21 protein-coding genes and 1 pseudogene are annotated in these 25916 nt (G+C 73.7%); 11 read left to right on the top strand and 11 right to left on the bottom strand.

The genetic code is table 11. The annotated features are described in order from the left end of the window. Positions 1-36: 36 nt before the first annotated feature. The 6 genes from AC07DA_RS10410 to AC07DA_RS10385 all read right to left on the bottom strand — a co-directional run bounded on the left by AC07DA_RS10410 (position 37) and on the right by AC07DA_RS10385 (position 10095). On the bottom strand, positions 37-1023 hold the full coding sequence (locus AC07DA_RS10410) for a helix-turn-helix transcriptional regulator (protein WP_479126460.1): 987 nt from the start codon (positions 1021-1023) through the stop codon (positions 37-39). Positions 1024-1094: 71 nt separating this feature from the next. Beyond that, positions 1095-3797, bottom strand: coding sequence for a pyruvate dehydrogenase (acetyl-transferring), homodimeric type (gene aceE, locus AC07DA_RS10405; RefSeq protein WP_479126458.1), 2703 nt, complete (start codon positions 3795-3797; stop codon positions 1095-1097). Positions 3798-4064: 267 nt separating this feature from the next. Further along, positions 4065-4688, bottom strand: a complete 624-nt coding sequence (locus tag AC07DA_RS10400) for a GntR family transcriptional regulator (protein ID WP_479126456.1) — start codon at positions 4686-4688, stop codon at positions 4065-4067. Positions 4689-4964: 276 nt separating this feature from the next. Further along, positions 4965-6842 (bottom strand): 2-oxoglutarate dehydrogenase, E2 component, dihydrolipoamide succinyltransferase, encoded by a 1878-nt coding sequence (sucB, locus tag AC07DA_RS10395; RefSeq protein WP_479126454.1) that lies wholly within the window; start codon positions 6840-6842, stop codon positions 4965-4967. Positions 6843-6905: 63 nt separating this feature from the next. Continuing rightward, positions 6906-8294, bottom strand: a complete 1389-nt coding sequence (lpdA, locus tag AC07DA_RS10390; protein WP_479126452.1) for a dihydrolipoyl dehydrogenase — start codon at positions 8292-8294, stop codon at positions 6906-6908. A gap of 274 nt (positions 8295-8568) precedes the next feature. Then, positions 8569-10095 (bottom strand): leucyl aminopeptidase, encoded by a 1527-nt coding sequence (locus tag AC07DA_RS10385; protein WP_479126450.1) that lies wholly within the window; start codon positions 10093-10095, stop codon positions 8569-8571. Positions 10096-10556: 461 nt separating this feature from the next. Between AC07DA_RS10385 and AC07DA_RS10380 the strand changes: the two genes are divergently transcribed. The 5 genes from AC07DA_RS10380 to AC07DA_RS10360 all read left to right on the top strand — a co-directional run bounded on the left by AC07DA_RS10380 (position 10557) and on the right by AC07DA_RS10360 (position 17110). Next, the gene (locus AC07DA_RS10380; RefSeq protein ID WP_479126448.1) at positions 10557-12533 is read left to right on the top strand and encodes a hypothetical protein; all 1977 of its coding nucleotides are present in this window, start codon (positions 10557-10559) and stop codon (positions 12531-12533) included. Between the two features lie 107 nt (positions 12534-12640). Beyond that, positions 12641-14164, top strand: coding sequence for a GT4 family glycosyltransferase PelF (pelF, locus tag AC07DA_RS10375; RefSeq protein WP_479126446.1), 1524 nt, complete (start codon positions 12641-12643; stop codon positions 14162-14164). Then, complete coding sequence (locus AC07DA_RS10370; protein ID WP_479126444.1) at positions 14161-15669, top strand: hypothetical protein; 1509 nt, start codon at positions 14161-14163, stop codon at positions 15667-15669. Before pelF ends, AC07DA_RS10370 begins: the two co-directional genes overlap by 4 nt. After that, entirely contained in the window at positions 15666-16334 is a 669-nt protein-coding gene (locus AC07DA_RS10365; RefSeq protein WP_479126442.1) for a spherulation-specific family 4 protein, read from the top strand. Before AC07DA_RS10370 ends, AC07DA_RS10365 begins: the two co-directional genes overlap by 4 nt. Beyond that, positions 16331-17110, top strand: a complete 780-nt coding sequence (locus AC07DA_RS10360; protein WP_479126440.1) for an endo alpha-1,4 polygalactosaminidase — start codon at positions 16331-16333, stop codon at positions 17108-17110. Before AC07DA_RS10365 ends, AC07DA_RS10360 begins: the two co-directional genes overlap by 4 nt. A 14-nt stretch (positions 17111-17124) precedes the next feature. Here AC07DA_RS10360 and AC07DA_RS10355 read toward each other — a convergent pair whose 3' ends face one another. Continuing rightward, positions 17125-17907, bottom strand: a complete 783-nt coding sequence (locus AC07DA_RS10355) for an adenosylcobinamide-GDP ribazoletransferase (RefSeq protein ID WP_479126438.1) — start codon at positions 17905-17907, stop codon at positions 17125-17127. Between the two features lie 60 nt (positions 17908-17967). On the opposite strand from AC07DA_RS10355, the gene AC07DA_RS10350 reads away from it, so the two are divergent. Together AC07DA_RS10350 and AC07DA_RS10345 are read left to right on the top strand one after the other, a co-directional pair. After that, the gene (locus tag AC07DA_RS10350) at positions 17968-18732 is read left to right on the top strand and encodes a hypothetical protein (protein ID WP_479126436.1); all 765 of its coding nucleotides are present in this window, start codon (positions 17968-17970) and stop codon (positions 18730-18732) included. A 91-nt stretch (positions 18733-18823) separates the two neighbouring features. Continuing rightward, positions 18824-18976 (top strand): annotated as a pseudogene (locus AC07DA_RS10345) (IS481 family transposase); the annotation flags it as partial. Here the strand turns inward: AC07DA_RS10345 and cobT are convergent. Beyond that, entirely contained in the window at positions 18973-20097 is a 1125-nt protein-coding gene (gene cobT, locus AC07DA_RS10340) for a nicotinate-nucleotide--dimethylbenzimidazole phosphoribosyltransferase (RefSeq protein WP_479126434.1), read from the bottom strand. The pseudogene AC07DA_RS10345 and the gene cobT sit on opposite strands and share 4 nt — an antisense overlap. A gap of 186 nt (positions 20098-20283) precedes the next feature. Between cobT and AC07DA_RS10335 the strand changes: the two genes are divergently transcribed. Next, positions 20284-21330, top strand: a complete 1047-nt coding sequence (locus AC07DA_RS10335; protein WP_479126432.1) for a class I SAM-dependent methyltransferase — start codon at positions 20284-20286, stop codon at positions 21328-21330. Positions 21331-21357: 27 nt separating this feature from the next. Here AC07DA_RS10335 and AC07DA_RS10330 read toward each other — a convergent pair whose 3' ends face one another. Beyond that, the gene (locus tag AC07DA_RS10330) at positions 21358-22557 is read right to left on the bottom strand and encodes a bifunctional adenosylcobinamide kinase/adenosylcobinamide-phosphate guanylyltransferase (protein ID WP_479126430.1); all 1200 of its coding nucleotides are present in this window, start codon (positions 22555-22557) and stop codon (positions 21358-21360) included. Positions 22558-22779: 222 nt separating this feature from the next. Here AC07DA_RS10330 and AC07DA_RS10325 point away from each other — a divergent pair, with 222 nt between their 5' ends. After that, on the top strand, positions 22780-22992 hold the full coding sequence (locus tag AC07DA_RS10325; protein WP_031115848.1) for a hypothetical protein: 213 nt from the start codon (positions 22780-22782) through the stop codon (positions 22990-22992). A 61-nt stretch (positions 22993-23053) separates the two neighbouring features. Here AC07DA_RS10325 and AC07DA_RS10320 read toward each other — a convergent pair whose 3' ends face one another. Both AC07DA_RS10320 and AC07DA_RS10315 read right to left on the bottom strand, forming a co-directional pair. Further along, a complete protein-coding gene (locus AC07DA_RS10320; RefSeq protein WP_479126429.1) occupies positions 23054-23755 on the bottom strand; it encodes a class I SAM-dependent methyltransferase in 702 nt (233 codons plus the stop codon). Positions 23756-23838: 83 nt separating this feature from the next. Then, positions 23839-24384: a DUF3043 domain-containing protein gene (locus tag AC07DA_RS10315; RefSeq protein ID WP_479126427.1), complete on the bottom strand. Its 546-nt coding sequence runs from the start codon at positions 24382-24384 to the stop codon at positions 23839-23841. Between the two features lie 371 nt (positions 24385-24755). Between AC07DA_RS10315 and AC07DA_RS10310 the strand changes: the two genes are divergently transcribed. Together AC07DA_RS10310 and pspAA are read left to right on the top strand one after the other, a co-directional pair. After that, positions 24756-25541: a PspA/IM30 family protein gene (locus AC07DA_RS10310; protein ID WP_479126425.1), complete on the top strand. Its 786-nt coding sequence runs from the start codon at positions 24756-24758 to the stop codon at positions 25539-25541. Between the two features lie 23 nt (positions 25542-25564). Further along, positions 25565-25843, top strand: coding sequence for a PspA-associated protein PspAA (pspAA, locus tag AC07DA_RS10305; RefSeq protein ID WP_479126423.1), 279 nt, complete (start codon positions 25565-25567; stop codon positions 25841-25843). Positions 25844-25916 lie beyond the last annotated feature (73 nt).

The raw sequence follows: 25916 nt of genomic DNA, 5'->3' as shown, positions 1-25916 counted from the left end.
TGGGGCACGGGGGCGCACCCGGAGTGCGCGGGATCGTTATGCGCCGCCGGCGGGCCGGTAGAGGCGGGCCAGCCGCGCCGCGTCCGCCGCGAACCGCTCCCGCAGGCCCTCGGGCGCCAGCACCTCCACCTCCGGGCCCAGCGCCGCCAGCTGGGTGTGGGCGACCTCCTCGGACTCCACCGGCAGATCCACCGTCACCCACCCGTCGCCGTCCGGCGCCCCCGCCTCGGCCAGGGCCTCCCGGGCCGACAGCGAGTCCAGCGCGTACGGCAGCCTGCGCACGCCCTCGGGGGAGAGCCGCACCACCACCCGCGCCCGCAGGATGGACCGCGCGAACTGCTCCGCCCGCTCCTCCCAGAAGGCGGGCAGGTCGAACTCCGGCTCCCGCTCGAAGCGCTCCTCACCAGGCTCCACCGCCGTGAACCGGTCGATCCGGTACACCCGGAAGGACGCGCCCCCGGCCACCCGCGCGCACAGGTACCACACGCCCGCCTTCAGCACGAGCCCGTACGGCTCCAGCTCCCGCGGGACCTCCTCCTCGCCGCGCCGGTAGCGGGCGCTGATCCGCCGGTCGTCCCACACCGCGTCCGCGACCGCCGGCAGCAGCGCGGGCGTCTCCGGCTCCTTGAACCAGTTCGGCGCGTCCAGGTGGAACCGCTGCGCCGCCGTCCGGGAGGCGTCCCGCAGGGAGGGCAGCAGCGCCGCCGACACCTTCAGCCGGGCCGCCGAGGCCGCGTCCTCCAGACCCATCTCGCGCAGCGCCCCCGGCACCCCGGACAGGAACAGCGCCTCCGCCTCGCCGCGGTGCAGCCCGGTCAGCCGCGTCCGGTACCCGCCGACCAGCCGGTAGCCGCCCGCCCGGCCCCGGTCGGCGTAGACCGGCACGCCCGCCTCCGACAGCGCCTGCGCGTCCCGCGTCACCGTCCGCTCCGACACCTCCAGCTCCCGGGCGAGCTCGGCGGCCGTCATGGAGGGCCGGGACTGGAGGAGCAACACCATCTTGATCAGCCGGGCAGCGCGCATGGCCACATCATGCAGCAGGCCCCCGCCGGGGCGGGGGCCTGCCGATCAACGGTCCGTGCTCAGGGGAGGATTCACAGACCGTACTTCTCGCGCGCTTCCTTCACGGATGCCGCCCTGACCTCACCGCGCTTGGCGAGCTGGGCCAGGGCCGCGACGACGATGGACTCGGCGTCGACACCGAAGTGGCGGCGGGCCGCCTCGCGGGTGTCCGACAGGCCGAAGCCGTCGGCGCCCAGCGAGGACCAGTCCTGCTCGACCCACTGCGCGATCTGGTCGGGGACCTGGCGCATGTAGTCGGAGACCGCCAGCACCGGGCCCTCGGCGCCCTGCAGCGCCTGGCGCACGAACGGCACCCGCTCCTCGCCGCGCAAGCCGGCCTCGTCCGCCTCGAGGGCGTCGCGTCGCAGCTCGCTCCAGGACGTCGCCGACCACACGTCGGCCGCCACGCCCCACTCCTCGGCCAGCAGCCGCTGCGCCTTGAGCGCCCAGTGGATGGCCGTACCGGAGCCGAGCAGCTGGATCCGCGGGGCGTTCGCCGGCACGGCCACGCCCGCCGACTCCGCCGTGTTGAAGCGGTACAGGCCCTTGACGATGCCCTCGTCGATCCCGGCGACGGACGGCTTCGCGGGCTGCGGCAGCGGCTCGTTGTAGACGGTCAGGTAGTAGAAGACGTCCTGGTCCTCGCCCGGGGCGGCCTCGCCGTACATCCGGCGCAGCCCCTCCTTGACGATGGCCGCGACCTCGTACGCGAACGCCGGGTCGTAGGTCAGGGCCGCCGGGTTGGTCGCGGCGATGACGGGGGAGTGGCCGTCGGCGTGCTGCAGGCCCTCACCGGTGAGCGTGGTGCGGCCGGCCGTGGCGCCGATGAGGAAGCCGCGGCCGAGCTGGTCGCCGAGCTGCCACATCTGGTCGGCCGTGCGCTGCCAGCCGAACATCGAGTAGAAGATGTAGAACGGGATCATCGCCTCGCCGTGCGTCGCGTACGACGTCGAAGCGGCGATGAAGTCGGCCATCGAACCGGCCTCGGTGATCCCCTCGTTGAGGATCTGGCCGTTCTTGGCCTCCTTGTAGTACATCAGCTGGTCGCGGTCGACCGGCTCGTACGTCTGGCCCTTGGGCGAGTAGATGCCGAGCGAGGGGAACAGCGACTCCATGCCGAAGGTGCGCGCCTCGTCCGGGACGATCGGCACCCAGCGCCTGCCGGTCTCCTTGTCGCGGACCAGGTCCTTGACCAGGCGGACGAACGCCATGGTGGTGGCCACGTTCTGCGAGCCGGAGCCCTTGTCGAAGGAGGCGAACGCCTTCTCCGCCGGGGCGGGCAGCGGCGCGACCGGGTGCACACGACGGGCCGGGGCCGGACCGCCGAGGGCGGCACGCCGCTCCTGGAGGTAGCGCACCTCGGGGGAGTCGGCGCCGGGGTGGCCGTAGGGGACCACGCCGTCCACGAAGTCGCTGTCCTTGATCGGCAGGCCGAGCAGGTCGCGCATGTTCTTGAACTCGTCCACCGAGAGCTTCTTCATCTGGTGGTTGGCGTTCTTCGACGCGAAGCCCTCGCCGAGGGTGTGGCCCTTGACCGTCTGGGCCAGGATCACGGTCGGCGCGCCCTTGTGCTCGACGGCCGCCTTGTACGCGGCGTACACCTTGCGCGCCTCGTGACCGCCGCGCGAGAGGTGGAAGCACTCCAGGATCTTGTCGTCGCTCAGCAGCTTCGCCATCTCCGCCAGCGCCGGGTCGGCGCCGAAGAAGTCCTGGCGGATGTAGGCCGCGTCGCGCGTCTGGTACGTCTGGATCTGCGCGTCCGGTACCTGGCGCAGCCGGCGTACCAGCGCGCCCGTGGTGTCGAGCCGGAACAGCTCGTCCCAGGCCGTGCCCCACAGCGTCTTGATCACGTTCCAGCCGGCGCCGCGGAACTGGGCCTCCAGCTCCTGAACGATCTTGAAGTTGGCGCGGACCGGGCCGTCCAGGCGCTGCAGGTTGCAGTTGATGACGAACGTGAGGTTGTCCAGCTCCTCACGGGCCGCGAGCGCCAGGGCCGCCGTCGACTCGGGCTCGTCCATCTCGCCGTCGCCGAGGAACGCCCACACGTGCGAGGCGGAGGTGTCCTTGATGCCGCGGTTGGTCAGGTAGCGGTTGAAGCGCGCCTGGTAGATGGCCGACAGCGGGCCGAGGCCCATGGAGACCGTCGGGAACTCCCACAGCCAGGGCAGGCGGCGCGGGTGCGGGTAGGAGGGCAGGCCGTCGCCGCCCGACTCGCGGCGGAAGTTGTCGAGCTGCTGCTCGCTGAGCCGGCCGTCGAGGAACGCGCGGGCGTAGATGCCGGGGGAGGCGTGGCCCTGGATGTAGAGCTGGTCGCCGGAGCCGTCGGCCTCCTTGCCCTTGAAGAAGTGGTTGAAGCCGGTCTCGTAGAGCCAGGCGGCGGAGGCGAAGGTGGCGATGTGGCCGCCGACGCCGTACTTGCTGCCGCGGGTCACCATCGCGGCCGCGTTCCAGCGGTTCCACGCGGTGATCCGCTGCTCCATCGCCTCGTCACCGGGCACGTCCGGCTCGGCGGAGGTGGGGATGGAGTTGACGTAGTCGGTCTCGAGGAGCTTCGGCAGCGCGATGCCGGCGCCCTCGGCGCGCTCCAGCGTGCGGCGCATCAGGTACGCGGCACGGTGCGGCCCGGCTGCCTTGGCGACCGCGTCCAGGGAGGCCTGCCATTCGGCGGTCTCCTCCGGGTCCCGGTCGGGGAGCTGGTCGAGCTCGCTCGGCTGGATGGCGTTGGGGTCGGTCATGTCGCCGCCTTCCTCAGTCGAAGGGGGTTCCCTCACGTAAGGGGATCGGGGGTGCCCTTGGTCTTTGGCAGGACAGGGCTGGGGCTCGGGTGGCAAGCCCGTCGGCGACTGTAACTCCCTGATCGATGATCGATCAAAGGGTTGAGGGCGAAAACCTTCTGATCACGAGAAAGTAGGCACGGGGTGCCTTCGGCCGTGGCACGCGGTGACGGATTCCGGCCCGGTTTTCGCAGGTCGGAGGCGTTTGAGCGGGACCGCGCTCGGGTGTCACGCCCGGGGCGCGCAGCCCAGGACATGCGCCTTCACGAGTTCCGCGATCCGGGGGTCACGGCGCTTGAAGGCGGCGACCAGCTCCTCGTGCTCCTCCGCGTACGACTGCTGCTGGGTGCCCAGCCAGCGGATGGACAGGGCCGTGAACACCTCGATGCCCAGGCCCTCCCAGGTGTGCAGCAGCACGGAGTTGCCGGCGGCGCGGACCAGCTCGCGGTGGAAGGCGACGGTGTGCCGGACCTGGGCCGTGCCGTCGGAGATGCGGTCGGCCTCGTACAGGGCGCTGACGTGGGGTTCCAGCGCCGAGCAGTTCTCGGCGAGGGTGGGGGCGGCGAGTTCGGCCGCGATGGCCTCCAGACCGGCCCGGACCGGGTAGCTCTCCTCCAGGTCGGCGGCCGTCAGGTTCCGCACGCGCACGCCCTTGTTCGGGGCGGACTCGATCAGCCGCAGCGACTCCAGCTCGCGCAGGGCCTCGCGGACCGGGGTCTGGCTGACCTCCAGCTCCGTGGCGATCCGCCGCTCGACGATCCGCTCGCCCGGCTGCCAGCGCCCGCTGATGATCCCTTCCAGGATGTGCTCGCGGATCTGTTCGCGCAGCGAGTGGATGACGGGCGCGGTCATGAGGGCTCCTCGGTCGATCGACGCTTAGACAATACGGCCGGTTCGCCGTGCGGGTGAGACCGACGAGCGTGCTCGCACGCAGGTGAGACATGTTGCACACGGTGTGTGTGGCGCCTGGGACTCGGGCTGCTCCGCGCGTGGGCGGCGGCCGGCCGTCCGTGGCTCGTCGCGCCCACCGCGGCGGAGCCGCACATGTCACGGCCCCGCGCCCCTCGGGTACGACGATGCCCCGCCCGGGGGATCGGACGGGGCACCGTACAGCCGTGGAACCGAAGGTCAGAGGCCGAGCTCGACCTCGAACTCGCCGGCCTCCAGGATGGCCTTGACCGCCGTCAGGTAGCGGGCGGCGTCGGCGCCGTCCACCAGGCGGTGGTCGTAGGACAGCGTCAGGTACGTCATGTCCCGGACGCCGATGACGGGGCCGTCCTCGGTGTCGATGACGGCCGGGCGCTTGACCGTGGCGCCGATGCCGAGGATGGCGACCTGGCCCGGCGGCACGATGATCGTGTCGAAGAGCGCGCCGCGCGACCCGGTGTTGGAGATGGTGAAGGTCGCGCCGGACAGCTCGTCCGGGGTGATCTTGCTGGCCCGGACCTTGCCCGCGAGCTCCGCCGTGGCCTTGGCGATGCCGGCCAGGTTGAGGTCGCCGGCGTTCTTGATGACCGGGGTCATCAGGCCCTTCTCGGAGTCCACCGCGATACCGATGTGCTCGGTGTCGAAGTAGGTGATGGTCCCCTCGGCCTCGTTGATCCGGGCGTTGATCGGCGCGTGCGCCTTCAGCGCCTGGGCCGCGGCCTTGACGAAGAACGGCATCGGGGAGAGCTTGACGCCCTCACGGGCCGCGAACGCGTCCTTGGCACGGGCGCGCAGCTTCATCAGGCGGGTGACGTCGACCTCGACGACCGAGGACAGCTGGGCCTGCTCGTGCAGGGCCTTGACCATGTTGTCGCCGATGACCTTGCGGATCCGCGGCATCTTGACCGTCTGGCCGCGCAGCGGGGAGGCCTCCAGGGAGGGGGCCTTCTTCGCTGCCGGAGCGGCCGCGGCGGCCGGAGCCGGGGCAGCCGAGGCGGCCTTGGCGGCCTCCGCGGCGGCGACGACGTCCTGCTTGCGGATGCGGCCGCCGACGCCCGTGCCCTTGACGGTGGACAGGTCGACGCCCTGCTCGGCGGCGAGCTTGCGCACCAGCGGGGTGACGTAGGCACCGTCGTCGGCCGGCTTGGCGGCGGCCGGAGCGGCCGGGGCCTGGGCCGGAGCCGGGGCGGGCGCGGGAGCGGACGGGACCGGCTCGGGGGCCGGGGTGGTCTGCTGCTGCGGGGCCGGAGCCGAGGGGGCCTGCGGAGCCGGAGCCTGCGGGGCGGGGGCCTGCTGGGCCGGGGCGGGCTGCTGCGGCGCCGGGGCCGGGGTGGGCTCGGGCTGGGCCGGAGCCGGGGTGGGCTCGGGCTGGGCCGGGGCGGCCGGGGCCTCCTGCGCGGGGGCGGCGGCCGGAGCGGCACCCGCCTCGCCGATGACGGCGAGCTTGGCGCCCACCTCGGCGGTCTCGTCCTCGTTGACGACGATCTCCAGCAGCGTGCCGGAGGCCGGGGCGGGGATCTCGGTGTCGACCTTGTCCGTCGACACCTCCAGCAGCGGCTCGTCGGCCTCGACCGTGTCGCCGACCGACTTCAGCCAGCGGGTGACGGTGCCCTCGGTGACGGACTCGCCGAGCGCGGGCAGGACGACGTCCGTGCCCTCGGCGGAGCCGCCGCCGGCGGCGGCGTCGGCGGTCGGGGCGGGCGCCGGGGCGGCCTGCTCGGTGGAGGGGGCGGCCGCGGCCGGCTCCGGGGCGGGCTCGGCGACCTGCTCGGCCTGCGGGGCCTGCTCGGCGGCCGGGGCCTGCTCGGCGGCCGGGGCCTCCTCGGCCGCGGGGGCGCCGGAGCCGTCGTCGATCAGCGCCAGCTCGGCGCCGACCTCGACGGTCTCGTCCTCGGCGACCTTGATGGAGGACAGCACGCCGGAGGCGGGGGAGGGGATCTCGGTGTCGACCTTGTCGGTGGAGACCTCGAGCAGCGGCTCGTCGGCCTCGACGCGCTCACCCTCGGCCTTCAGCCAGCGGGTGACGGTGCCCTCGGTGACGCTCTCGCCGAGCGCCGGAAGGGTTACGGAAACCGCCATGGTTTCGGTTGCTCCTTACGGAAAGTGCGGAAGTCTGTGTCGTCGCGTTCGTCGACCGAGGGGTCAGTCGTGCGCGTGGAGGGGCTTGCCGGCCAGGGCCAGGTGGGCCTCGCCGAGCGCCTCGTTCTGCGTCGGGTGGGCGTGGATCAGCTGCGCCACCTCGGCGGGCAGCGCCTCCCAGTTGTAGATCAGCTGGGCTTCGCCGACCTGCTCGCCCATGCGGTCGCCGACCATGTGGACGCCGACCACGGCACCGTCCTTGACCTGGACGAGCTTGATCTCGCCCGCGGTGTTCAGGATCTTGCTCCTGCCGTTGCCCGCGAGGTTGTACTTCAGAGCGACGACCTTGTCCGCGCCGTAGATCTCCTTGGCCTTGGCCTCGGTGATGCCGACGGAGGCGACCTCCGGGTGGCAGTACGTCACCCGCGGGACGCCGTCGTAGTCGATCGGGACGGTCTTCAGACCGGCCAGACGCTCCGCCACCAGGATGCCCTCGGCGAAGCCGACGTGCGCGAGCTGGAGGGTCGGGACCAGGTCACCGACGGCGGAGATGGTCGGCACGTTCGTGCGCATGTACTCGTCGACCAGGACGTAGCCGCGGTCCATGGCGACGCCCTGCTCCTCGTAGCCCAGGCCCTGGGAGACCGGGCCGCGGCCGATGGCGACGAGCAGGATCTCGGCCTCGAACTCCTTGCCGTCGGCGAGGGTGACCTTGACGCCGTCCTGGGTGTACTCGGCCTTCTCGAAGAAGGTGCCCAGGTTGAACTTGATACCGCGCTTGCGGAAGGCGCGCTCCAGCAGCTTCGAGCTGTTCTCGTCCTCGACCGGGACGAGGTGCTTCAGGCCCTCGACGATCGTGACGTCGGTGCCGAAGGACTTCCACGCGGAGGCGAACTCGACGCCGATGACGCCGCCGCCCAGGATGATCGCGGACTTCGGCACGCGGTCCAGCACGAGGGCGTGGTCGGAGGAGATGATCCGGTCGCCGTCGATGTTCAGGCCCGGCAGCGACTTCGGCACGGAGCCGGTCGCCAGCAGCACGTGGCGGCCCTCGACGCGGCGGCCGTTCACGTCGACGGAGGTCGGGGAGGACAGACGGCCCTCGCCCTCGATGTACGTCACCTTCCGGGAGGCGATCAGGCCCTGCAGGCCCTTGTACAGGCCCGCGACCACGCCGTCCTTGTACTTGTGGACACCCGCGATGTCGATGCCCTCGAGGGTGGCCTTCACACCGAACTGCTCGCTCTCGCGGGCCTGGTCGGCGATCTCGCCCGCGTGCAGCAGGGCCTTGGTGGGGATGCAGCCCCGGTGCAGGCAGGTGCCGCCGACCTTGTCCTTCTCGATCAGGGCGACGTCCAGGCCCAGCTGCGCCCCGCGCAGGGCCGCGGCGTAACCACCGCTGCCACCGCCGAGGATCACTAGGTCGAAAACGGTGCTGGCGTCGTTCGCCACGTCACGTCCTCCATGCATGTGCGCCGTGAGCCGGTCTTCACTGACCGGCAGGCGGCTGGTGTCCGGCCGCTCGTTCTTCGGCCCTTCGGTGGGGCCCTGTCCTGCCGAGCCCCATCTTCGCACTTGTCAGCACACAAGGAGACGCGGGGCTGCTGTGTGAGACGCCCCACGTTCACCTGAGCCGCGCCCGAAGGGGCGTGGGGAACTGCCCGACCAGCTCCCCACGCCCCCGGTCCCGCCGCACAACCGGCGAGACCGGGCTCTCAGGCGGAGGTCAGCCCAGATCGCCCGCGGCCGTCAGCTCGGCCAGCCGCACCAGCGTCCGCACGCCACTGCCCGTGCCGCCCTTCGGCGTGTACCCGAACGGCCCGCCCTCGTTGAAGGCCGGACCGGCGATGTCGAGGTGCGCCCAGGTGATGCCCTCGCCCACGAACTCGCGCAGGAACAGACCGGCGACCAGTCCGCCGCCCATCCGCTCGCCCATGTTCGCGATGTCGGCCGTCGGGGAGTCCATGCCCTTGCGCAGGTGCTCCGGCAGCGGCATCGGCCACGCCGGCTCCCCGACCTCCTCCGCCGCCTCGTACAGCGCCGTGCGGAACGCGTCGTCGTTGCCCATGATCCCGAAGGTCCGGCTGCCGAGCGCCAGCACCATCGCCCCGGTCAGCGTCGCCACGTCCACGATCGCGTCCGGCTTCTCCTGCGACGCGGCCCACAGCGCGTCGGCGAGCACCAGCCGGCCCTCGGCGTCGGTGTTGAGCACCTCCACCGTCTTGCCGCTGTACATCCGCAGCACGTCACCCGGACGGGTCGCCGACCCGGACGGCATGTTCTCGGCCAGGGCCAGCCAGCCGGTGACGTTGACCTCCAGGCCGAGCCGCGCGGCGGCGACGACCGCGGCGAACACCGCGGCCGCACCGCTCATGTCGCACTTCATCGTCTCGTTGTGGCCGGCCGGCTTCAGCGAGATGCCGCCCGAGTCGTACGTGATGCCCTTGCCGACGAAGGCGAGGTGCTTCTTCGCCCGGGAGGAGGTGTACGACAGCTTCACCAGGCGCGGGCCCGCGGCCGAGCCGGCCCCGACCCCGAGGATGCCGCCGTAGCCGCCCTTGGCCAGGGCCTTCTCGTCGAGCACCTGCACCTTGATGCCGTGCTCCTTGGCCGCGGCCTGGGCGATAGCGGCGAAGGACTCCGGGTTCAGGTCGTTCGGCGGGGTGTTGACCAGGTCGCGGGCGCGGTTGAGCTCCTCGGAGAGGGCGACGGCGCGCTCGACCGCGGCCTTGTACGCCTTGTCGCGGGGCTTGCCGCCGAGCACGGCGACCTCGGCGAGCGGGGCCTTGCCGTTCCTCGCCTTGGGGTCCTTGCCGTTGTCCTTGTACGCGTCGAAGGAGTACGCGCCGAGCAGCGCGCCCTCCCCGATCGCACCGGCGTCGGCGGCGTCGGCCACCGGCAGGGCGAAGGCGGCCTTCTTGGCGCCGGCCAGGGTACGGGCGGCGACGCCGGCCGCCTTGCGCAGCGCCTCGGCGTCGTAGCCGGCGTCCTTCTCGGGCACCGCGCCCAGGCCCACCGCCAGCACGAGCGGTGCCTTGAAGCCGGAGGGTGCCGGGAGCTTCGTCACCTCGCCCTCGGCACCGGAGGCGCCGAGCGTCTCCAGGACGCCGGCGAGCCTGCCGTCGTACGCCTTGTCCACGGCCTCGGCGCCCGGTGCGACGACCGGCCCCTTGGCTCCCTTGGCGACACCGATCACGATCGCGTCGGCCCGCAGACCGGGCGCCGCGGCGGTGCTGAGAGTGAGAGCAGTCACGGTGGTGAAATCTCGCTTCCGATGTGAAGTTGCGATGGTCGAACGGTGTGGGTCGACCGGGCCCGACAGCCGACCCTATGCGGACCTCGGCGAGCAGGTCTCACGGGGCCTTTCCCGGTGCGGCGAACACTCGACGACGAGACTACGCGCGTGGCCCGGTTCGCTCATTCCTGCGGGCGTTCACCTGTGGGTGGCGTAGTGGCCATTTCTTGATCCCTCACACCGGTGAACTGAGTCACACTCGTCGAGATCCGGTGAGCGCCCTGCTCACCGCTTTGCGTGATTCCCGCGATTCCTCCCCGGCCCGGCAACGCGTGCTCGGCCCCGCGTCGGCCGAGCCGGCCGTACGCCCGGCCGCGCGTCCGGCCGTGAGGAGGGCCCGGGAGTTCTCTGGGGGAGGCACCATGGCGCTGCGCGCGCGTAATTGGAGAAACACGGCCGCCGCGGTGACGGCGGCAGGCATGATCACGGCAGCGGCGGTGGCCCCGGGGGCGGCGGCCGCCGAGGACCCGCGCGTCGACCTGAGGGTGCTCGTGGTCGACAACGGCGACAGCTCCGTCCGGGCCGTCGCCGCCCAGCTCAGGAGCACCGGCGTCCCGTACACGACGGTCGACCTGAACGACACCGGCCGGCCCACGATCACCGAGTCGTTCCTGAGCGACACGGTCGACGGCCGGCCCCGCGCCAAGTACCAGGGTGTCGTCCTGCCGAACGAGGCGCCGTTCGGCGCCGGCTCCGCCGAGCAGACCGCCCTGGAGGCCTACGAACGCACCTACGGCATCCCGCAGGTCGACGCCTACACCTGGGCCCACCCGGCGGTCGGGCTCGACTACACGAGCGAGGGCGGCTGGGCCGGCGCCCTCGACGGGCGCGAGGCGTCCGTCACCGCGGCCGGGAAGGCGGGCTGGTTCGGCTACCTCGACGGCGCGTTCCGCTTCGAGGACAACGCGCCCGGCGTGCAGGAGAGCTACGGCTACGTCGCCCGGCCGCGCACCGGGTACACCAGCTACGTCGACATCCCCGTGCCCGGCGGCACCGGCCGCGGCAGCCTCGTCGGCGAGTACGCGCACGACGGCCGCCGCGAACTCGTCGTCACGTTCGCCTACAACAGCGGCCAGCAGCAGTTCCGCCTGCTGGCCCGCGGCATCGTCGAATGGCTCACCCAGGGCGTGCACCTGGGCCGGACGCGCAACTCCTTCGCGGTCCACGTCGACGACGTCCTCGCCCCGGACAGCCGCTGGGACACCGCCCGCAACTGCACCCCGGGCGACTTCGACTGCGCGGACGGCGACGGCGAGGGCACCACGCCGATCCGCATGACCGCGGACGACGCCGCCTACGCCGCGCGGTGGCAGCGCGCGCACGGCTTCACCATGGACATGGTCTTCAACGCCGGCTCCGGCGAGGAGTGGAAGACCCAGCACGGCGGCACCGACGCCCTCACCGACCGGCTGCTCGCCGACAAGGCGCAGTACCGCTGGATCAACCACACCTACACGCACCCCTTCCTCGGCTGCGTCCAGGACACCTCCACCGTGCCCTGGAGCTGCGCCAAGAACGCCGACGGCTCGACGAAGTACATGAGCCGCGCCGAGATCGCCGCGCAGATCCGCGACAACCACGAGTGGGCCGTGAACAAGGGGCTCCCCGTCGACCGCACGGAACTGGTCACCGGCGAGCACTCGGGCCTGAAGACGCTGCCCCAGCAGCCGGAGGACAACCCCCACCTGGCCGGCGCCCTCGCCGACACCGGCGTCCGGTGGATCGCCTCGGACAACTCCCGCGAACCCGGGCAGCGGGCCGTCGGCAGGGCGCTGACCGTGCCGCGCCACCCGATGAACGTGTACTACAACGTGGGCACGGCGGCCGAGATGGCCGACGAGTACAACTGGGTCTACACCTCGCGGGCCGACGGCGGCAGCGGCGTCTGCGAGGACAACCCGGCCTCCACCTGCCTCGACGAGCCGCTCGACACCGCCACCGGCTACGCCGAGCACATCGTCCCGCAGGAGGCGCGCACCGCCCTCGGGCACGTCCTCGCGGGCGACCCCCGGCCGCACTACGCGCACCAGTCCAACCTGGCCGAGGACCGGCTGCTCTACCCGGTCATGGAGCGGGTGCTCGACGGCTACCGGGCGCTGTTCGCCGACAACACCCCGCTGGAGAACCCCCGGCACAGCGCCGTCGGCACCGAGCTGCAGCGCCGCGCGGCCTGGCAGGCCGCCCTGGCGGGCAACCGCGTGACGGCGTACCGGATCGGCGGCACCGTCACCGTCACCGCCCCCTCCGGCACCGAGATCCCGGTGACCGCCCCGGAGGGCACGAAGAAGCAACTCGTGCTGGGCACGAGCGCGTTCGGCACCCCGTACGCGGGAGCCCGCTCGGCCTGGACGACCCCGGCCGCACTCCAGTCGGCCATCACCCTGAAGCTGCCGTAAGGCTTCCAGGGGCGCGGGGAACCGCGCGACCAGCCACCACGAGCCCGCACCCGGGATCCGGTCGGCGGTTCCCCGCTCACCATCCGCACCACAGGGGGAAACACCGCATGAGGCGCACAGGCCGTCATGTCACCATGCTCACGGAAGGCACCTACCCGCACGTCCACGGCGGCGTCAGCACCTGGTGCGACCAGCTCGTCAAGGGCATGCCGGAGGTCGACTTCCACCTCGTCTCGCTCACCGGCAGCGGCCGCGAACCCGTCACCTGGGAGCTGCCGCCCAACGTCCGCGCGCACACCCCGGTGCCCACCTGGGGCCCGCGCCCCGGCCGCGGCAGACCACCGTACGGCAGGGCCCGCCGCCGCTTCACCGAGACCTACGAGCGGTTCCTGCTGTCCTTCCTCGACCCCGGCTCGCACGCCGACTTCGGCGAGTCCCTGCACGAACTGGCCGGACCGGCCCGGGACGGCTACCTGCCGGCGGCCCTGCGCACCGAGTCGGCGCTGCGGTCGCTGATGTGGATCTGGACCATGCCGCACCTGCCGACGGCCGCCGCCCGCCCCACCGTGCACGACGCGCTGACCGCGACCGACCTGCTGGAGCACGCCCTGCGTCCGCTCGGCGTCCGCATCCCCGAGGACTGCGTCGCACACGCCGTCAGCAGCGGCCTGGCGACCCTGCCCGCGCTCGCCGCCCGCCATCTGGACGGCGTGCCGTTCCTGCTCACCGAGCACGGCATCTACCTGCGCGAGCGCTACCTCGGCCACCGGAGCGACGGCCGGCGCTGGCCCGTGAAGGCGTTCATGCTCGGCTTCTACCGCGAGCTGAACTCCCACGGGTACCGGGCCGCGGACCTGATCACCCCGTGCAACCAGTACAACCGCCGCTGGGAGGAGCGCGGCGGCGCCGACGCCGGCAGGATCCGCACCGTCTACAACGGCGTCGACCCGGCCGCCTTCCCGCACGCCGGGCCCGAGCCCGAGGTCCCGACCCTGTCCTGGTGCGGCCGGATCGACCCCATCAAGGACCTGGAGACCCTGATCCGCGCCTACGCGATGGTGCGCGCCGAGCTCCCGGCGACCCGGCTCAGGCTCTTCGGCCCGGTCCCGCCCGGCGGCGAGGCCTACCGCACCCGCCTGGAGAAGCTCGCCGCCGAACTGGGCGTCACCGACGGCGTGACGTTCGAGGGCCGCATCAGCGAGGTCTGGCGGGCCTACGCGGCCGGCCACCTCGTCATGCTGTCGTCGATCTCGGAGGGCTTCCCGTTCTCCATCATCGAGGCCATGTCGTGCGGCCGTACGACGGTGTCCACGGACGTCGGCGGCGTGCGCGAGGCCGTCGGCGACACCGGCCTGGTGGTGCCCCCGCGCGAGCCGGAGAAGATGGCCGCCGCCGCGCTGACCCTGCTCAAGGACGACGAACGGCGTCTGGAACTCGGGAGGTTGTCGCGCCAGCGCGTCATCGACCGGTTCACGCTGCGCCGCTCGGTGGACGCCTTCCGCACCATCTACAAGGAACTCGCGGGCGGGGACGAGGTGTACGAGCCGACGCTGGAGACCGTCGCCGACTGGAGGCTGGAGCTGCGCGACCCCTGGTACGCGGCCGTCGCGACGGACGGAGCGGACTGGTGAGCGACGGCGTCCGGCTGCCCGCGGGCTCCCGCCCCGGCGCCCTCACCGGCGTCCCCCGGCAGCGCACCCCCAGCTGGGCCTGCCCCGACCCGGTCGACGAACTCGCCGGCCGCCTGGAGGACTTCATAGCCGCCGCCGTCCACCCGGACGAGGTGGCCGCCCTGCTGGAGTCCGACGGCCTGACCGACGACCAGATACGCGAGCGCTACGGCGTGAAGGACTCCTTCGCACTCGCCGAGACCCTCTGCGCCCGCGTCGAACGCCGCCACCCCGAGCCCGACGGCCCGGCCCCCGACCCCTGGCGGATCGGCCTGCTCGGCTGTCTGCTGCGCGGCGTCGTCTTCGCCCTGCCCGGCCTCGCCTACGTCCTCGGAGCGCCCCTGTTCACCGGCCCGGGCGACCTCGGCCTCCCCGCCGGTACCGTCCCGCTGCTGGCCGGCGCCCTGTGCGGCTGGACGTGGAACCAGGGCCTCGCCCACCGCGCGTACGCCTGGCTGGGCCTGGGCGACCGGACGGCCGCCCGTCGCGCCCTGCTGCTCGGCGCCCCGGCGGGCGCGCTGCTCGGTGCCCTGGTCGCCCTGGTGTGCGCGGGCGGCGCCGCCCCGGCCGTGATCGCCTTCGCCGCCGGGCAGTCCTGCTACCTGGCCGCGGCGACCGTCCTGCTGGTGATGGGCCGCGAGCGGCACCTGCTCGCCGCCCTCGCGCCCATGGCGGCGGGCGCCGTGCTGTCGTGGGCCGTCCCGCTGCCGAGGCCCGCCGGCCTCACCCTGCTGCTGGGCTCCCTGGCCGCGGTCGTGGCGCTCGGCCTGCGCGAGGTGGCACCCGCCCTGAAGGACACGGACGGGTGGACCGCGGGTCTGGTGGCCCTGCTCCCGTTCGGCGCGTTCGGCACCGCCCCCGCACCCGGCCGCCCCGCCGGCCCCCGGCTCACGGGGTCCGTGCCGTACGCCCTGTTCGGCCTCGGCACCGGCGTGCTCGTGCTGCACGCGGCGCTCGGCGACGTCCTCGCCGGCGAGACCGGCAGCGCCGTCGCCGCCCCGGCGGCCGTGGCGCTCACCCTCAGCATGGGCCCCGCCGAGTGGCTGCTGTACCGCTTCCGCAGTGCCGGCCTCGCCGGACTGCGCTCCAGCGGCACCGCGCGGGAGTTCCGGCGCACGGCGGTCCTCTCCCTCGTCACGTGCCTGGCCGCCTACCTCGCCGCGCTCCTCGCCCTGGCCCTCGCGGCCGCCGCCCTGTGGCCGCACGCCCCGCTGCCGGGCGGGCTGCGGACGGCCGGGCTCCTCCTGCTGGGCGTGGTCCTGTGGACGGGACTGCTGCTCCAGTCGTTCGGCGCGGTGACCGGCGCGGCGGCGGTGTGCTGCGCCGCGGCCCTCGCCCAGACCCTGCTCCTGGTCACCCGCACCGGCGATCCGCACGTGGCGGGCGCGGTGGTGTACGGCACGGCGGCCGCCGTCCAGACCACCGTGGTGTGCGCCCTGCTGGGAAGGGCGACCGCCCACCGATGAGCACGCTCCTGGTCCCGTACTACGAGCACCCGTCCGTCCGCCCCGCGGAGTGGGACGCGATCGTCGCCGCCGCGCCCCGCCTCTACGGGGTGGTCCTCAACCCGGCGAGCGGCCCCGGCCAACGCCCCGACCCGGCCTTCGCCGAGGTCGCCGGGCGGCTGCGGGCCGCCGGGGCTCCCTCCTCCGGGGGAGTGCGGCTCCTCGGGTACGCCGACACCGACTACGGCCGCCGCGCCGCCGCCGACGTCGTCCGCGACCTCACCCGGTACCGCGACTGGTACGGCGCCGACGGCGCCTTCCTCGACCAGGTGCCGTCCGGGCCCGGGGAGTTCGGGCACTACCAGCGGCTCGCCGTCGCGGCCTGGGGCGTCGGCTGCCGCACCCTCGTCCTCAACCACGGCACGGCACCGCACCCCTGCTACGCCCGCATCGCCGACGTCCTGGTCACCTTCGAGGGCACCTGGGAGGCGTACCGGGCGCTGCCCCCGCGGCCGTGGCCCGGCGGCCCCGGCGTACGCCTGTGCCACCTGCTCTACGCCGTCCCGCCCGGCGCCGACCCGGCCGGTGCCGCGCGGGCGCGGGGTGCGGCGGTGCACTGCGCGGTGCCCGGAACCGGGGATCATCCTTGGGGCACCCTGCCGTACACCCTGGAGAACACCTCGTGAGACGCCCGCTGCTGCCCGTCGCCCTGCTGCTCCTGCTGCTCGCGGGTTGCACCGCGACCCCCGACGACAAGCCCGGACCCCGCTGGCAGCCCCGGCCCGGCACCGCCTGGCAGTGGCAGCTCAGCGGCCGCCTGGACACCTCCGTCGACGTGCCGGTCTACGACATCGACGGCTTCGACCACTCCGCGGACACGGTCGCCGCACTGCACGACGACGGCCGCAAGGTCATCTGCTACCTGTCGACGGGAGCCTGGGAGGGGTTCCGCCCGGACGCGGGCGAGTTCCCGAAGGAGGTCCTCGGCCGGGGCAACGGCTGGCGGGGCGAGCGCTGGCTCGACATCCGCCGCACCGACGTCCTGGAACCGCTCATGGCGGCCCGCATCGACATGTGCCGCGACAAGGGCTTCGACGCGGTCGAGCCCGACAACATGGACGGCTACCGCAACGACACGGGCTTCCCGCTCACGGCCGCCGACCAGCTCCGCTACAACCGCCTCATCGCCCGCCTCGCCCACGACCGGGGCCTGGCCGTCGGGCTGAAGAACGACCTCGACCAGATCCCGGAACTGGTCGGCGACTTCGACTTCGCGGTCAACGAACAGTGCGCCCAGTACGGCGAGTGCGCTGCCCTCAAACCGTTCGTCGAGGCGGGCAAGGCGGTCTTCCACGTCGAGTACGAGGTGCCCACCGGGCGCTTCTGCGCCGAGTCGCGCCGGCTGGGGCTGAGCTCCCTGCTCAAGAAGTACGAACTGGGCGTCTGGCGGCGGGAGTGCTGAGCCCGGGGCGACCCTCAGCCCAGTGACAGGACGACCAGCGCCGTCGTCGCCGCCGTCTCCGCGAGCCCGCCGAACACGTCCCCGGTGACCCCGCCGAAGCGCCGCGTGCAGTGCCGCAGCAGCGCCTCGGCGGCGGCCAGCGCGAGCAGGACCGCCAGCGCGGTACGCACCACGTCGTACGGCCCCAGGGCGGCACCGGCCGCGGCCGCCACCGCCGTGACGGCGACCGCGGCGCCGAGCGCCGCCCGCGCCGGCACCACACCCGCGACGGCCGCCCCCAGCCCCTCCGGCCGCGCCGCCGGGACCCCGGCCCGGGCCGCGAGCGTCAGGGCCAGCCGGGCGACGGCCGCGGAGACGACGGCGGCGCCCGCGCCCCGGGCCCAGGAGGCCTCGTAGGCCTGGGTGAGGGCGGCGGCCTGCGCGAGCAGGACCAGGACGAGGGTGATGACGCCGAACGGGCCGATGTCCGACTGCTTCATGATCCGCAGCGCGTCCTCGGCGGGCTTCCCGCTGCCCAGCCCGTCGGCGGTGTCCGCCAGCCCGTCCAGATGGAGCCCCCGGGTCAGTGCGGCCGGCACGGCGACGCCGGCCACGGCGGCGAGCGGGGCGCCCGCGCCGAGCAACAGCAGCACCAGCCCGCAGGCGGCGGCCGCGGCGCCGACCGCCAGACCGGCCAGCGGCGCGCACAGCATGCCGCCGCGCGCCGCCTCCCGGTCCCACCGCGTCACCCGGACCGGGAAGACCGTGAGCGTGCCGAAGGCGAAGCGGACACCGTCGAGGGGCGAGGTTCTGGGCACCGGCGCAGGCTACCGGCCGGTCAGGAGAGCCGGTACGGGGGCCGAGGATAAAGTTCACCCATGGGATGGCTGGAGCGGAACATCATCGAACCGGGCAAACTGCCGCTGCTCCTCGCCCTCGTCGCCTTCGTGCTGACCTTCGTGATCACCCGGGTCATCACCCGCCTCATCCGCGCGGGCAAGGGTCCCTTCCGTGACATCAGCGGCAGCGGCGGCGTCCACGTCCACCACGTCGTCCCCGGCGTCATCCTCACGATCATCGGCGGCTTCGGCGCGGTCGCGGGCGGTCGGCACGGCTTCGGCTCCTGCCTGGCCGCGGTGCTCTTCGGCATCGGCGCGGGCCTCGTCCTCGACGAGTTCGCCCTGGTCCTGCACCTCGCGGACGTCTACTGGACCCCGGAGGGCCGCAAGAGCGTGGAGATGGTCGTCCTCACCGCCTCCCTCGTCGGGCTGCTCCTGCTCGGCTTCTCGCCGCTGGGCGTCGACGACCTCTCCGAGGACCAGCAGGAGAACCGCGCCGCCGCCCTCGCCAACATCCTGGTGAACTTCGCCTTCGCCCTCGTCGCCCTGTTCAAGGGCAAGCTCCGCCTCGCGGTCGTGGGCCTGATCGTCCCGCTGGTGGCCCTGGTCGCGGCCGTACGGCTGGCCCGTCCGGCCTCTCCGTGGGCCAAGCGGTTCTACCGCAACCGTCCCAGGGCCCGGGCCAAGTCCGGGCTGCGGGCCTACCACCACGACCGCCGCTGGGTGGGGCCCCGGCGGGCCTTCCAGGACTGGATCGGCGGCGCGCCCGACCCGCGGCCGGCCCGGTCCCTGGAACACCGCTGACGCGGCTCGCCGGCCGCGCACAGCACCACTACGGCCGTGACCGCCGCGAGGCGCTCCGTGCCGGCGAGGTTCCCCTTCCGGTCCCTTCGCATGGGCCTACCTGCGGCCCTACACCAGCAACACCGAACGCACCGCAGCTCTGGCAGACTTCCTGCACACCTACAACCACCACCGCTGCCACACCGCACTCGGCGGTCACCCACCGATCAGCCGCGTGAACAACGCTGCAGGTCAATACATCTAGCCCTCGGCCGCGACCCGGTTCTCGGCCGTCGCCGGTTCCCCGGGCTCCGCCGGGTGTTCCGGTGTCTCCGGCTCCCCGGGCTTCTCCGGCAGGTCCGCCGCCAGGGCGGCGGCCGCCTGGACCAGGGGCAGGGCCAGCAGGCCTCCGGTGGCCTCGCCCACCGTCACCCCGTGGGTGAGCAGCGGCTCCAGGGCCATCCGGTCCAGGGCCTTGGCCTGCCCGGGCTCCCCGCTGTCGTGCGCGGCCAGCCACCAGTCCGGCGCGCGGAACGCGACCCGCTGCCCGACCAGCGCGCACGCGGCCGTCACGACCCCGTCGAGCACCACCGGCAGCTTGCGCACCGCGCACTGCAGCAGGAAGCCGGTCATCGCCGCGAAATCGGCGCCGCCCACCGTCGCCAGCAGCTGCAGCTGGTCGCCGAGCACCGGCCGGGCCCGGCGCAGCGCGTCCCGGATCGCCGCGCACTTGCGCATCCAGGCCAGGTCGTCGACGGCCAGCCCGCCGCGCCCGGTCACGACCGACGCGTCGACCCCGCACAGCGCCGCGACCAGCACGCCCGCCACCGTCGTCCCGCCCACGCTCACATCGCCGAGGACGACGAGGTCCGTACCCGAGTCGGCCTCCTCGTCGGCCACCGCGATCCCGGCCCGGAACGCCGCCTCGGCCTCCTCCAGGGTCAACGCGTCCTCGACGTCGATCCGCCCGCTGCCGCGCCGCACCCGGTGCCGTACGACGTCCCCGGGCAGGGTCTCGGGGTCGCAGTCCAGGGCCATGTCGACGACCCGCACCGGCACGCCCAGCCGTCGCGCCAGCACCGACACCGGCCGGCCGCCCTCCAGCACCTCGCGCACCGACTCCGCGGCGCTGCCCGCGGGCCTGGCCGAGACCCCGAGCTCCGCGACGCCGTGGTCACCGGCGAAGAGCACCACCCGCGGCCGCTCGACCGGCCGCACCGGCACGGCCGACTGCGCCGCCGCCAGCCACTCACCCAGGTCGTCCAGGCGGCCCAGCGATCCGGGCGGCACGGTCTGTCGCTCCCGGCGCGCCTCGGCGTCACGGCGGATCCCGCCGTCCGGACGCTCGATCAGGTCGGTGAAATCGTCGAGATTAAGCGAGCTCATTCGCCGAACAGTACCGCCACCGGTCGAACGGCACGGCGCCACATCACCACACCGCCGGGACGACGTCGTTGCACCCGGGATCCGCATCCCATACGTTCCGTTTTGCAGCGGATTGTCGTGTCGTGCCGGTCGTCCACCGGCCCCGCCGCACGTCCCCGCGTACGCCCTCGCGCCCGGGAGCCGCCCATGCCCGCCCGTCCCGCCCCCTCCGCAGCCCCCACCCCGCAAGCGACCACGCGGGTGCACGAACCGCGCCGCGAGGACTGCCCCTGGTGCGGCTCCGCCCGGCTGCGCAACCGGCTGCGCACCGGTGACCTGCGGCAGTACAAGCCGGGCAGCTTCACCGTCGACGAGTGCCGGGACTGCGGCCACACCTTCCAGAACCCCCGCCTGACCGCCGAGGGCCTCGCCCTCTACCACCGGACCGTGCGCGGGGCGCCCAGGGACCCGGCGAGCGACGGGCTCCTCGCCCTGCGCGGCAGCCGGGCCCGGCACCGCTCGGCCGCCCGTGCGATGCGGCGCTTCGGGGAACCGGAGAGCTGGCTGGACGTGGGCACGGGCCACGCGCGCTTCCCGGCGGCCGCCCGGGAGTTCTTCCCCTACACCGCGTTCGACGGCCTGGACCCCACCCCCCGCGTGGTGCGGGCCCGCTCGGCCGACCGCGTCGAGGAGGCCCACGTCGGCCGCCTGACGGACCCCCGGATCGCGGCGCCGCTGCGCGGCCGCTACGACGTGGTCAGCATGCTCCACCACCTGGAGGGCACGCCGGATCCGCGGGCGGAACTCCAGGCGGCCCTGAGCGTCCTGCGCCCCGGCGGCCACCTCCTGGTCGAGACCCTGAACCCCCGCAGCCTCTTCGCCGCGCTCCTGGGCCGCTGGTGGCTCGCCTACGACCAGCCGCGCCACCTCCACCTGATCCCCCCGCGGAACCTGCGGGGCGAACTGGAGGCGGCCGGCTGCGCCGTCGTCACCGTGGACCACCGCCCCACCCACGTCCCGCACGACCTCTCCGGCGCCCTGGCCCTGTCCCTCTCCCACGCGCTGCCGGCCCCCGACACGCCCTGGCGCGCCATCCCCCCGCCCCCCGTCCACCGCCACGCCCGTGAGGCACTGCTGCGCGCGGGCATGCCCCTGGTGGTCCTGGCAGCGACGGCCGACCGCCTCATCGCCCCGGCGGCCCGCCGCACCCCCTTCGCGAACGCGTACCGACTGATCGCCCGGAAGGCGCCGTGAAGACGGGTGCCCGTGCCCGGCGGCCCGTCAGCCCTTCAGCACCACGGCCTGCCCCGCCACCACCAGCAGCACGTGCTCGCACTCGTCCGCGAACCCCGCGTTCAGCCGCCCGAGTTCGTCCCGGTACCGCCGCCCGGAGGCCGTCGCGGGCACGATCCCCGACCCCACCTCGTTCGAGACGGCGACCACCGTCCGCCGCGTGGCCCGCACCGCCTCCGTCAGCTCCCGCACCCGCTCCCGCAGCACCTTCTCGCCCCGCTCCGCCCACACCGCGTCGTCCCACGCCCCGGCCGCGTCCATCGCGTCCGTCAGCCACAGCGACAGGCAGTCGATGAGCAGCGGCGGCCCCTCGGCCGCCAGCAGCGGCACCAGATCGCAGGTCTCGGCCGTCCGCCACGAACCGGGCCGCCGCTCCCGGTGCGCGGACACCCGCGCCGACCACTCGGTGTCGCCGCCGCGCGACCCGCCCGTCGCCACGTACAGCACGTCCGGGAAGGCCTCGAGGCGCCGTTCGGCCTCCACCGACTTGCCCGACCGCGCCCCGCCCAGCACCAGCGTCCGGCGCGGCACGTCCGGCACGTCCTCGTACGCCCCGACCGCCAGCGTCGCCCCGTCCGGCACGGCCCGCGCCCCGGCCGCCGCGAGCCGCCGCCCGAGTTCGGGGCCCGGCGGCACGTCGTGGTCCAGGTGCACGGCGACCACGTCGGTCGTCGGCCCCACCGCCGCCACCGCCCGCAGCTTCGCCAGCGCGTCCGGCCGCCCCACCACGTCCAGGAGCACCATGTCGTAGGCCTCGGCCGGCTCCTCCAGGCCCGCGGGCGCCCCGCCCGGCGGCAGGTACAGCAGCCGCTGCCCCTCCGGCCCCGTCACCGCGTACCCGGTGCCCGGCGCGTCCAGCGCCACCGCCCGCACCCGGTGCCCGGTCAGCAGCGTCAACTCCCGCCCGTCCGGCACCCGCCCGGGCTGCGGCAGACCGCCCGGCACCTCCACCGCGGGACCGTCGTGCGGGTGCGACAGCAGCACCTGCCGTACACCGGTCAGCGAACGGCCCGCGCGCGCCGCGGCGAACGCCGCCCCGGGCGTCAGGTCCAGCAGCAGCACGCCGTCGAGAAGCAGGGCGGTGGCCGCCCGCGCGTCCGGCCCGAGGGCGGTCGCACAGACCGCGCAGGGACAGTCGGGGCGGGGGAGCCCCGCGGGTGCACCGGTGCCGAGCAGAGTCAGTTCCACGCCCCGATTCTCACCCGTGAGCATGGGACACGCGTGATGAAGACGCCCCGACAGGGGCGCGGGGAACCGCGCGAGCGGCCCCGCACGACCCGCGCCGGCCCACGGCCCGCACTCCCGCAGGGCCTGTAACGCCCAACCGGGCAAAGCACATAGGCTCGGGTGAGGAGCCGGACCGTGATCCGGCTTTTCGCTGTGCAGTGTGCTCACACATGGGAGGCGTACATGGCGGCATGGACGTGGCGGTTCGAGAAGACCGACGGGACGGAGGTCGAGCCCGCGGTGCCGCCGGAGGAGTTCCCCACCCAGGGGGACGCCGAGTCCTGGATCGGGGAGCACTGGAAGGCACTGAAGGAGGGCGGCGCCGACCAGGTGCGGCTGTTCGAGGACGCCACGGAGATCTACGGGCCGATGAGCCTGCACGCGGCCGAGGCGTGAGCCCCGGGGCGGGGGCCGGCGGCCCCCGCCCACCCGGCCCGCGTCCGGTCCGCTCCGGGCGTCAGCCCCGTACGCCGCACAGGTGCAGCAGGGCCGCCACCCCGCGGTAGGGGTCCGTGCGCCCGGCCTTCTCCTCCACCGCGAGGAGCGTCTCGACGTCGGCCGGGACCTCGGCGCCGTCCGCCGCCGTGTCGGTGAACACCCGCACCCCGTACCAGGTCTGCAGCGGCGCCCCGATCCCCGCGAGCGTCGCCGTCAGGTCCTTCAGCCGGTCGGCCCGTACGTCCAGCCCCAGCCGGTTGCGGTAGGAGACCGTGTCGAACGCGGCCAGCGCGCCGGCCCAGTCGCCGGACAGCCCCGGCCGTACCGCGAGCGCGTCCCCGTTGCGCACGAGGAGCGACAGCAGACCGCCTGGTGCCAGCATCCGGGCCAGGCCCGCCAGCAGCGGGTCGGGCTCCTCCACGTACATGAGCACGCCGTGGCAGAGCACCACGTCGAAGCTGCCGGGCAGGAAGTGCACGCCGGTGTCCCGGCCGTCGCCCTCGATGATCCGCATCCGCTCCCGGATGCCCTCCGGTTCCCCGGCGAGCGACTCCCGGGCCGCGGCGATCATCGTCGGGTCCTGCTCCAGACCGGTCACCTCGTGCCCGGCCCGGGCCAGCCGCAGCGCCTGCGTGCCCTGGCCCATCCCGACGTCGAGCACCCGCAGCCGCCGGCCGACCGGGAAACGCCCGACTATCTGCTCGTCCAGCTGGCGGGCCACCAGCTCCTGCCGGACGACATCGCGCAGGCCGCCCAGCCTGTCCAGCCAGGCCTTGGCCGCACCCCCGGAGAACGGCGTCGTGGTCAGGGCCGCTCTCCGCGCTTGACCTGCGGCTTCGGCAGCCGGAGCCGGCGCATCTGGAGCGAGCGCATCAGGGCGTAGGCGACCGCGCCGCGCTTGTTCTCACCCGCGAAGCGCTCGTTCAGCTGCTTCTTCAGGCGGAAGCCCGTGACGAACGAGTCCAGCACGATCAGCACGATCACCACGAGCCACAGCAGCAGCGCGATGTTCTGCAGCGCCGCCACCCGCACCATGCTCAGCACGAGGATGACCACGGCCATCGGCAGGAAGAACTCCGCGATGTTGAACCGCGAGTCGACGAAGTCGCGCGCGAACCGGCGCACCGGCCCCTTGTCCCGCGCGGGCAGATACCGCTCGTCGCCGCTGGCCAGCGCCTGGCGCTGGCGCTCCAGCGCGGCACGGCGCTCCTCGCGCTGGCGCTTGGCGGCCTCCTTGCGCGTCATCGACGTGTTGGCCACGCTGCGGCGCTGGGTCTGGGCCTGGCTGCGCTTGGGCGTGGGGCGGCCCTTGGGGGCCTCGGGGTGACGGGGCTGACTGGAGTCGGTCACCGGCGCCTTGTCGGCTGCCTGGGCCTTCTCATCCTTCGCACGGCTACGGAACACAAAACCCAAGGGTAAGGGGTTCGGGGCATGGACCCCAGCCCCGTGGGGAACGATCCGGCAACACCAGTCGTCTGTAAGGGGACAGAGGGGACGTTGCGTACGCACCCGGTCGTTTCCCCGGGACGTACACCCCGGTGACCCCGGGGGCCACCTACTCCCTAGGCCGGAGCGGGAGCGTACCTAGTCGTCCTTGGGGATGAGCGCATCCGTCCCCGAACAGTGCGGTAATGGATGCAGGGCCCGTACTGTGGGTTCTGTCGCAGGAGCTGGAGCCGGAGTCGGTCAGAAGGGGGCGCGCGAAGCCCATGAGCGGTGTCATGAAGCGTATGGGGATGATCTTCCGCGCGAAGGCGAACAAGGCCCTTGACCGGGCCGAGGACCCGCGCGAGACCCTCGATTACTCGTACCAGAAGCAGCTGGAGCTGCTCCAGAAGGTGCGCCGCGGCGTCGCCGACGTGGCGACCAGCCGCAAGCGCCTGGAGCTCCAGCTGAACCAGCTGCAGTCGCAGTCCACCAAGCTGGAGGACCAGGGCCGCAAGGCGCTCGCGCTGGGCCGTGAGGACCTGGCCCGCGAGGCGCTCTCCCGCCGCGCCGCGCTCCAGCAGCAGGTGACCGACCTGGAGACCCAGCACGCGACGCTCCAGGGCGAGGAGGAGAAGCTCACCCTGGCGGCCCAGCGGCTCCAGGCCAAGGTCGACGCCTTCCGCACGAAGAAGGAGACGATCAAGGCGACGTACACGGCGGCCCAGGCGCAGACCCGCATCGGCGAGGCCTTCTCCGGCATCTCCGAGGAGATGGGCGACGTCGGGCTGGCGATCCAGCGCGCCGAGGACAAGACGGCCCAGCTGCAGGCCCGCGCCGGCGCGATCGACGAACTGCTCGCCTCCGGCGCCCTGGACGACCCGTCCGGCATGCACAAGGACGACATCCAGGCCGAGCTGGACCGGCTCTCCGGTGGTACGGATGTAGAGCTGGAACTGCAGCGCATGAAGGCCGAGCTGGCCGGGGGCCCCAGTGCCGGGCAGCAGGCCATCGAAGGTGGCACGAGCCAGCAGCAGTCCCAGCAGCAGCCGCAGGACACCCCGCGCTTCGACAAGCAGTAGGGGCCCACGCCTAGGAGGGCGACATGATCGTACGGATCATGGGGGAGGGGCAGGTGAGACTGGCCGACGGCCACCTCGCCGAGCTGAACGAGCTGGACGACGAGCTCCTGGCGGAAATGGAGAACGGCGACGGCCCCGGCTTCCGCCGCACCCTCCAGGCCCTGCTGGCCAGGGTCCGCGCCCTGGGCGACCCCCTCCCCGACGACTCCCTGGAACCCTCGGAACTGATCCTGCCGTCCCCGGACGCGACGCTGGAGGAAGTCAGGGAGCTCCTCGGCGACGACGGCCTGATCCCTGGATGACCGGGTCGCGGGCCACCGCCGGGCTGCGGGCCACCGCCGGGCTGCCGGCCGCAGCCGGGTCGCGGGCCCGTCC

It is taken from the genome of Streptomyces sp. NPDC044921, from assembly GCF_056432865.1.
The sequence above is the reverse complement of the archived record's forward strand: the minus strand, read 5'-3'. Positions and strand labels throughout refer to the sequence as shown.